Here is a 7648-nt window from a genome sequence, read left to right as displayed (position 1 = left end):
CGCGAACGCGCGGGGGGGGGAAAGCGAAAAAAAAACGGCGCCGGCGGGAACCGGGGCGCCCGGCTTTTGGGGCAACAACTACTGGTTTAACACTGCGGTAACCGTCGCATCGGCATCCGCCAGGCCGCTGCCGCACTGGGAGCAGGAGCCGGCGAAGCCGCGCGCGTTATTCACGATCGCCGCCTCCACCTGCGCCGGGGTCAAATCCGGATCCACGCTCTTCACCAGCGCCGCCAGTCCCGCCACGTGGGGGGTGGCCATACTGGTGCCCTGGTAGAAGGCGTAGCTCTCCGCAGACGGACCCTGGGAGCCGCTGTTGAGGGTCGACAGCACGCCGTTGGCGGTGGTGGCCGTCTCGCCGCCCGGCGCGGCCACATCCACCACGCTGCCGTAGTTGGAGTAGCTGGCGCGATTGCCCTGGCGGTCGGTGGCTGCAACGCTGATCACATTGTTGCAGCTGGCCGGCTGGTAGCCGGAGGCGTCGGCATTGCTGTTGCCCGCTGCCACCACCACACTGGTGCCGTTGGCCACCGCCGTGTCGATGGCGTCCTGGAAGGTGCTGCCGCAGGCGCCGGAGCCGCCCAGGCTCATGTTGATCACGTCGGCCGGGAAGGGGTTGGCCGGCACCCCGGCCACACTGCCGCCGGAGGCCCACACCATGGCGTCGGCGATATCCGACAGGCTGCCGCCGCAGGCGCCGAGTACGCGCACCGGTACCACCTTGGCATTGAAGGCCACACCGGCCACGCCCTGGCTGTTGTGGGTCTCCGCCGCCACAGTGCCGGCCACGTGGGTGCCGTGCCAACTGCTGTTGGTGGGCCAGATGCCGCACTGGAACCAGCCGGTCCAGTCGCCCTCGTCGTGGGCATCGCTATCGCGACCGTCGCCATCGCGGGCGGCGGAGCTGTCGCTGACAAAGTCATAGCCGCCAATGATATTCCCAAGCAGGTCACTGTGGTCCGTGTAGCCGGTATCCAGCACCGCCACCACGGCGCCGGCGCCATCGGCATTGTCCCAGGCGCCGGGCAGGTTCAGGCCGGCGGTGGCCTCATAGTAGTGCCACTGCTCGCTGTAGCGGCTGTCATCCGGGGTGAACTGGATGGTGAGGCGCACATCCGGTTCCACATAGGCGACATCGGGATCCCGGGCCAGGCGGCGCATCAGCGCCTCGGCGCCGGCCCTGTCCAGACCCCGTTGCGCCCGCACCAGCTGGGCGCCAGTGGCCAGGCGGCGCACGGCATCAAGCCCGGTACCGGTCTCCGCGGCCGCCGCGTTCAGTGACCGGTTCACCGCAGCGGCACTGCTCCTGGCCGCGGCGCCCTGCCGGTACTTGACGATAAATCCGCGGTAGGACTGATCGGCCTGTAGTGCCGGCAGGTTCATCTTCGGCGCCAGCGGATCCGGTCCGCCGGCCAGTGCGGAGGTGGAGGCGAGGGCGGCGCAGAGGCCGGAAAAGAGTAAAACTTTACCTTTGGGTTTGGTAATGTGCTTGAACATAGGTGCTCCAACTTATTGTTTTTGTTACCCCGCCGGCGAGAGGTGCGCGGCGGGTTCCATGTACCTACGGACAGCAACATAGCGCGCCGCCATTCCCGGGCACCAGAGGCTCCGGGGCCGTTAGTGAAAGTTGGCGTGCAAACCGATGTTTCGTGGCAAGTTTGTGAACCATTTTTACCGGGTATGGCTGTTCACACCCTTGTAGTGCTTTTTGTTGGCATAACTCTCAGCCGCCTCGCGCGGCCACCGGACCCTAAAAGGAAGCGTCAGTGCTGATCATCCCCATACAGAACAAGCCCGACTGGCGCCGACCACCGCTGATGTGCTTCGCCCTGATCGCCATCAACCTGCTGGTATTTGTCCTCTACCAGGGCCGCGACGAGGCGCGCTGGCAGCAGGCGGAGGACTACTACTTCTCCAGCCAACTGCCGGATCTCGAGGAGCAGCGCTTCCTGGTCTACGTGAATGAGGTGCGCCCGGAATGGCGCACACAGGTGGACGCCCAGGGCGAGGAGTTCGTCTACCGCGAGCTGCTGTGGAACCCGGAGTTCCACCAGTGGCTGCTGCCACAACTGCGTGCAGAGGGCGAGACCGAGTGGCTGGCGCAGCGCGAGCAGTTCGCCGAACTGCGCGACCGTCTCAGCAGTATCGCCCTGGGCCTGGTGCCGGCGGAACCGGGTGTCGCCGGCCTGTTCGGGCATATGTTCCTGCACGGCAGCTGGGATCACCTGATCGGCAATATGGTCTTCCTGCTGCTGTTCGGACTGTCGGTGGAGCTGGCCCTGGGGGGCCTCTGGTTCGCCGGGCTTTACCTGCTCGGCGGCCTGGCCGCCGCCGGCCTGCATATGGCGGTGGAGGCGGGTAGTCCGGTGCCGATGGTGGGCGCCTCCGGCGCCGTGTCGGCCATCATGGGCATGTTCGTGGCCATCTACGGTGTGCGCCGCCTGCGCTTCTTCTATACCGTCGGCTTTATGTTCGGCGAGTTCAGCGCGCCGGCTCTGCTGGTACTGCCCCTGTGGCTGGCCAAGGAAATCTTCGGCTACTTCTACGGCGACGCCGGCATCGCCTACTGGGCCCACACCGGCGGCTTGCTGGCCGGTTTCGCCGCCACCCTGTTGCTGCTCAGCCGCCGCCCGCCGCTGGAACAGATGCCGGTGGAAGAGGAAACCTCGACACCCCAGAGCCGCGCCCTGGCACGCATAGACCGCTTCCAGGAGGAGGGCAAGCTGCTGGAAGCCGCCGATGCCGCCGGCCTGGCCATCCGCCAGTATCCGCAGTCACTGCCGCTGATAGAGCGCGCCATTGAATTGACCACCGCAGCGCCGGAAAGCGAGGCCTTCCATCGCGCCAACCTGGCCCTGTTCGCGCTGGCCGACAACGCCGAGATCGACGGTCGCGCCCTGGCCGCCGGCTACCACCGCTATCTGCAGCAGACGGAAAAACCACGCGCGTTAACCGCCAGGGCCTGCCTGCTACTGGCGCGTCGGGCGGCGCGGGATAAAAACTGGGGCTGGCTGGAGGAGCTGCTGCGGCGCTTGCAAAACCAGCGCGTCGAACACCCGCTGTTGCCCAAGTTGGGCATGGCGCTGGTCGGTCACTACCGCCGCCTCGGGGACGAGAGCCGCGCGCGGGAGGCGCTGCAAATGTTTCCGGGTGTGGAAGTGTCCGGGCAGCAGTGAATGGCTGCCCGAGTGGTGCGCCTGCTTTCGCGGAGTTCCGCTAATTTCCCGGGCTGCCTCAAAGCCCGGATACTTGTCGCATGTCCCGCAAGAAACCGTCGATATCGGCGGCCGACCTCAGATGATAGACCCGCTTTGAGGCCCTCGAATCGGCAACCAGCTTGCGATAGGTGGGGGTCAACTTACGGTGGCAGAGCCAAAGCACCCGATAACTGTTCAGTGAACCCCGCAAAATGGGGCTGTTTTCCGGCCAGCCTTCCGGAGTGGCAAATAGTCCTTTCAGCAGGCGTTTGCTGACCCATGTGGCATGGGTCAACAGGGGGAGGTCGATATAGACCAGCGTATCCGCCGCCGCAAAGCGCTCCCAGGCAGAGGCGATACAGCCGAAGCCGTCAATGATCCACTCGCTCTGTACCAGCAGCTTGCTGTGGATTCCGAGATACTCATCGTGCGGCATCTCCCTGCCGCCCGGGCGATACTGAATTTTGTCGAGTGCGCACAGGGGCAGACCGGTAACGGCAGCCAACTGCCTGGCCAGTGTTGATTTGCCTCCGCCGCTATTGCCGAATATTGCGACTTTCCTCATCTTGCCTCCCGTGGCTTTGTGTTGAAACCCGAGAAGCAGAAACCAAAAACCCGCCTCTCGGGCGGGTCTGGATAACTAAGGACGCATCAAAAACCCACCATTCTATGGAATGGTGGTAATAATCTGGAATGTGTGGTGCGCTGAGCCCGTATTCATTTTTCTATCGTCAGCCGTAAATCGATTGAAGTCAAGCGAGTAGCATTCGGACAATCGGGGTCAGGAAGGCGCCGTGTGAAGGGCGATCGAATTTCCCGGATACTCGGGACAGTGCAGCGCCACGGTAAACTCGGCGGCGGCAGGAAAACACACAATGGCAGCTTCGCACGGGCCCCTGACTCAATCTCGAGAACTGCAACTGCCTGTTACGCACCCTGACTTTTACTCCGGTAGAGCTGGTAAGCTCCAAAGCCATAGCAAAGGCCGATAGCCAGGCAGATAATTGAAGACACTATGATAAACGCCAGGTTGGAACCCAGCTCTGCAAAATATGGATTATCTGAAAAGAGAACCACCGGAATGCCCAGGAAGCCGCGAGCCAGAAGAATGACGGCAATGGTGGCCAAGGCGGGCTTGATGAACGGCAGCCTGCGCATCAATCCCGCCCCCGAAAATGCATACAGGGACCAGATGGCCAGCACTAGCGCGATAAAACCTGTGAGAACGGCAGGGTAGTAGGATCCACTTTCTTGCATCAGGGCCATTTCTTCACCGGCACCAAAAAAGCGATACCAATCCGCCCCGCCGAAAATGATGGCAATATGGGTGACTGACGCCAGCAGCATCAGGATTCCCCCAGCTTTAAGAGAGTTCATCGTATCCTTCCTTGATTGTGTCACACAGTGTGCAGTAGAAAAACTGACCGGTTTTCAACATTTTTCTATTCTACCCTACGCCAGACCTCATGTTCGACGCGTTTGTCACCTTTCCAGCGCGAGTTATACCAGTAATCATCATCAATTTTACTGTCGAATATAAATGTTGCGCCAGGATTTTGTCCGAAGGAATTGTAGTGCAGTTTTTCGATGTATTTTCCATCTGCAAATTCATAGCTTCCAGTACCGGACGCCCAGAATTCCTCTCCCTTCATGGAAGTGAAGCTGAAGTGAGAACTGGAAATGACTTTCATCGAATGGAGTTTAATCTCCTTGTAGTCTACGAGCTTTCCTTCGCCGTTGATGTATTCTCCAGAAACCAATTCCCAGACCCCGATAACTTCCTTTGCCGTAACCAATGGGCTCAATGAAAGCAATAAAAAAAGGAAAAAAGAGTTTCTCATGGCTTCGAATATTCCTAAAGTTGCATGGGTGTGAAGCAGTGACTGATTCAGCACAGAAGCCCTGGTTGGCAAATGCCAGAATAGGGCTTTCAGGCGTGTCAGCAGTACTATTCTATAAGCTATGCCTTTGCAGGCCGTAAACTGGGCTCAAAAAAAGATCGGATCCTTTGGCATCTGCCTAAGTTTACTATAAGGGGTCAGGACTCAGGAATATTGCTGGATTCTCTATACTTGGAGGCCGCCTCATAGGTTTTTCTCCACACTCTGGTCTTCGCAACTTGCGAGGCTGCACCAGAAAAGGTGAATGAATATTTTGGGGCCGCTTCGTTAGGCACTGTAACTTCTATGTCGTGCCGGCTGGTTAAAGAGTGGGAATAGTCCTCTTTGTCTATTGTCAGCAGGGCGCCTTCCTCGCCCAGCCCTGTTATCCTGACTGGCTTCATATCGACGATGCCGCGAATAGAGCAGCGTCGATTAATTTCTGTAAAATTACATCATATCTATTGTTTCCAGCTTCATATACGCCTCGCTGAATTCCGATGCGATTGTCGCCAGAGGCTCTAGATCAGGAGGATGGTCGAGTATTCAGGGTATGCTGCTAGCATAGATATGTATATTAATCTAGCTGTTGCTGAACTCTAACAAGGCTTCACCCGAAAGCTGGTAGCCCAGCCATTCACTTTTGGCCTTGGCTCCAATAGACTCGTAAAACCTTATTGCGGGCTCATTCCAATCCAATACGCTCCACTCAAACCGCCCGCAATGCTTTGAAACTGCTATTCTCGCCAAATGCTTTAAAATCTCCCTACCGGCACCATGCCCTCTATAAGCCGGAGTAACGTATAGGTCTTCCAGGTAAAGTCCATTGCGCCCCTGCCAGGTTGAGTAGTTGAAGAAATATACAGCAAAACCTATGGCTTCGGAGTTGGCTTCACCAATCAATGCGTGAACCGTTGAATTCTCCCCAAAAATTGATTCCTCAATATGAGATTGCGTCGCTACTACTTCGTGCTCTGCTTTCTCATACTTTGCCAGGTCCCGCACAAAACGAAGAATCAGAGCAGAATCCTCTATAACCGCATCTCTGATGTTTATTTCTTTCAATGGATTTTCCCTGTAGAAGAGCGCAGAGCGCCATGATGGGTGATGGTGTTGGATCGGGTGCGGGAAGTTATTGCTAGTACTCCATGCGGCAAATTTTGTAATCGATCACTTCACCACAGGCTCCAGGGCAACGCTGAAAAGGCTTGAATTAACGCTGCTAGCCCTGCGATTTTTCAATGCTACCTGAAGGCTGTGGCTGTATGCTTTAGTTGCCGAATTTACCGTATGAACCACTAGAGTCTTAACCACAGTCGCTGGTTAGGCATGGGCTACCACCCAAGCTTAATCATGTTGAGAAACTCGGTCTCGCTCTTTGCTACGAGCGCCTCAGACTTGTCTTGTTGATCTATATGGAGAATGTGGCCGCCAGAATGCCGCAAGAAGAAATTTCCATTGTCATCTACTGCTATTAGTGATGACTGCTTTCCTCTCCACCACTCAGCTTGAAAGGTACGGCGATCTTCTTCGCGCAGAAGACAGGCCAATCTCACCTCTGTGCCGCCAAGATCAACGACGCGCTTTACACCTAAATTTTTAATTACACTTTCTATCTGAGACATAGCCGCTTAAAATGCCTAACGTTGCCAGCTGGGGAGGCCTGCGCTGTTTATGCGAGCAGCGCCGGAGTATATAGCCTGCCTTATTAATTTTAAATCTCAGGATCATCTATGCACTCACATTTGGGATCTGGACCAAAGGTCACAGTTTTTAGCCAAGACACTGAAAATCCAGCGAAGGCTAAAACCGCCATCCCCAATCCGATAGTACCTGCAAAACTTGCAACGAGAAAAAATGTTTCGTTGAAATAGCTATTGAAATACATTCCAATAACGGCCAAGAAGGCAAAGTACGCAGCAAACTGAATTACCCAGCTAAAGGCATATCTTATCCTTCTTGCCTTAAAGATTGACAATAGCTCTCCTTCCTCTGGAAATGGACCGAACCAACTGAATGCCATAAAAGTGACTACGTTCGGCCTCATATACTTTAATGTCATCAATACGATGAACACGATGAGGTAAAAAGCGGCGATCTTTTCAGTCATGAAAAATTAACGTTGCCAGCTGGGGAGGCCTGCGCTGTTTATGCGCGCACAGCCTGGCCTTGTTAACCTATTAGGTAAAGAAGAGCACAAGGTACAGGAACAGCAGCAAAGTTACTACACCTGCAGAAAAAGATAATTGAGAATCCGTCAGTTTTTCTTGAAGCTTCTTAAGTGCACTGATAGAACCAAAAAACACTCCAACAGCAGGCAGTAAAAACGGAAGCATGACCGCCCTATGATGCTCGCTATCGATATCAAAAGAATAAATGATGAATACTGATATCCCGATAGGAATTGCATGCGACAACAGAATTATGTGAAAGATACATAAGGCGACTATTAGAGCCTCAAAATTGGATAGATTTTCTTTTATTAACTCGGCAATGGAATATTACGCTACAATGCGGGAATGAATAAAGAAGATTCTCGCAAATTACCCTCAGCGGCTCAGGCAGAAAAAC

At 55.9% G+C, this 7648-nt stretch carries 8 protein-coding genes; 1 reads left to right on the top strand and 7 read right to left on the bottom strand.

What is annotated here, in order from left to right; translation table 11 throughout:
• Positions 1–78: 78 nt before the first annotated feature.
• Entirely contained in the window at positions 79–1497 is a 1419-nt protein-coding gene (locus IG627_RS02840; protein ID WP_193189731.1) for a S8 family peptidase, read from the bottom strand.
• 269 nt (positions 1498–1766) lie between these two features.
• Between IG627_RS02840 and IG627_RS02835 the strand changes: the two genes are divergently transcribed.
• A complete protein-coding gene (locus IG627_RS02835) occupies positions 1767–3176 on the top strand; it encodes a rhomboid family intramembrane serine protease (protein ID WP_193189729.1) in 1410 nt (469 codons plus the stop codon).
• A gap of 58 nt (positions 3177–3234) precedes the next feature.
• On the opposite strand, the gene IG627_RS02830 is transcribed toward IG627_RS02835, so the two are convergent.
• From IG627_RS02830 to IG627_RS02805, 6 genes are all read right to left on the bottom strand, one after another.
• Positions 3235–3762 (bottom strand): P-loop NTPase family protein, encoded by a 528-nt coding sequence (locus IG627_RS02830; RefSeq protein WP_193189727.1) that lies wholly within the window; start codon positions 3760–3762, stop codon positions 3235–3237.
• Positions 3763–4124: 362 nt separating this feature from the next.
• Entirely contained in the window at positions 4125–4574 is a 450-nt protein-coding gene (locus IG627_RS02825; RefSeq protein ID WP_193189725.1) for a hypothetical protein, read from the bottom strand.
• A gap of 65 nt (positions 4575–4639) precedes the next feature.
• A complete protein-coding gene (locus IG627_RS02820) occupies positions 4640–5092 on the bottom strand; it encodes a hypothetical protein (RefSeq protein WP_226864650.1) in 453 nt (150 codons plus the stop codon).
• A gap of 567 nt (positions 5093–5659) precedes the next feature.
• The gene (locus IG627_RS02815) at positions 5660–6142 is read right to left on the bottom strand and encodes a GNAT family N-acetyltransferase (protein ID WP_193189720.1); all 483 of its coding nucleotides are present in this window, start codon (positions 6140–6142) and stop codon (positions 5660–5662) included.
• 269 nt (positions 6143–6411) lie between these two features.
• Positions 6412–6702 carry a hypothetical protein gene (locus tag IG627_RS02810; RefSeq protein WP_193189719.1) on the bottom strand — a complete coding sequence of 97 codons (291 nt, stop codon included), beginning with the start codon at positions 6700–6702 and terminating at the stop codon, positions 6412–6414.
• Between the two features lie 89 nt (positions 6703–6791).
• Positions 6792–7187 carry a hypothetical protein gene (locus tag IG627_RS02805; protein WP_193189717.1) on the bottom strand — a complete coding sequence of 132 codons (396 nt, stop codon included), beginning with the start codon at positions 7185–7187 and terminating at the stop codon, positions 6792–6794.
• Positions 7188–7648 lie beyond the last annotated feature (461 nt).

The sequence above is a fragment of the Microbulbifer taiwanensis genome, assembly GCF_014904815.1.
In the GTDB taxonomy this organism is placed as follows: Bacteria; Pseudomonadota; Gammaproteobacteria; order Pseudomonadales; family Cellvibrionaceae; genus Microbulbifer; species Microbulbifer taiwanensis.
This window is presented reverse-complemented; position numbering and strand designations above follow the sequence as displayed.

Bases quoted from the DNA above. Each gene is read 5' to 3' on its own strand.
- IG627_RS02825 (WP_193189725.1), bottom strand. From the start codon at position 4,574: ATGAACTCTCTTAAAGCTGGGGGAATCCTGATGCTGCTGGCGTCAGTC.
- IG627_RS02830 (WP_193189727.1), bottom strand. From the start codon at position 3,762: ATGAGGAAAGTCGCAATATTCGGCAATAGCGGCGGAGGCAAATCAACA.
- IG627_RS02805 (WP_193189717.1), bottom strand. From the start codon at position 7,187: ATGACTGAAAAGATCGCCGCTTTTTACCTCATCGTGTTCATCGTATTG.
- IG627_RS02840 (WP_193189731.1), bottom strand. From the start codon at position 1,497: ATGTTCAAGCACATTACCAAACCCAAAGGTAAAGTTTTACTCTTTTCC.
- IG627_RS02810 (WP_193189719.1), bottom strand. From the start codon at position 6,702: ATGTCTCAGATAGAAAGTGTAATTAAAAATTTAGGTGTAAAGCGCGTC.